The organism is Oleiphilus sp. HI0132, from assembly GCF_001635845.1.
Genome location: NZ_LWGJ01000187.1, coordinates 1 through 616 on the forward strand (window position 1 = coordinate 1; position 616 = coordinate 616).

The following is a 616-nucleotide window of genomic DNA, read 5'->3' on the forward strand; positions in this document are numbered from 1 at the left end:
CCGTACGGCTCTGATCTCAGCAGCCGTAACCGGAAAAATTGATGTCAGAAGCTGGCGAGCCCCAGAACCATCCGATAATCAAAACAAGGAAGTAGCCGCATGAGTACATTGTCAGGAAGCGGTAAGGCTAACGAGTTTACCTTTCAAAATGATATGGTCGATCAGCTAGTCGCTAACGGCTGGCTGCTGGGTAAGCCTGAAGGCTACAACCGTGAACTGGCCCTGTATGAAGAAGATGTGCTGGGTTTTGTTAAAGAAACCCAAGATGAACAATGGCAAAAGTTCTGTGGCCTATATCCCCCTTCACCTGGAAATGAAAAGCATCCTGAGCAGAAGTTTTTAGAGCGTGTCGCATCCCAATTAAATAAAGCCGATCCTAACGCTGCCAATAAAGAGATGCGTACCTTTGGCACCTTGGGTGTCTTACGCCATGAGCTGCGTGATCGTGGTACACGCTTTAGTTTATGCCAGTTTAAACCCGAACATGATTTAAACCCGGATACCCTGGCGCGTTACAAACAGAACCGTTTACGGGTAGTACCGGAGCTGGTGTATTCACCTTGGGCCAATGAAGCAGAATTAGAGGCAACAGGTAATAAGGCTAAAGCATGGCGTA

1 pseudogene is annotated in these 616 nt (G+C 47.7%); it reads left to right on the top strand.

From position 1 onward, the window contains the following. Nucleotides 1-99: 99 nt before the first annotated feature. Nucleotides 100-616 (top strand): annotated as a pseudogene (locus A3766_RS02350) (type I restriction endonuclease subunit R); the annotation flags it as partial.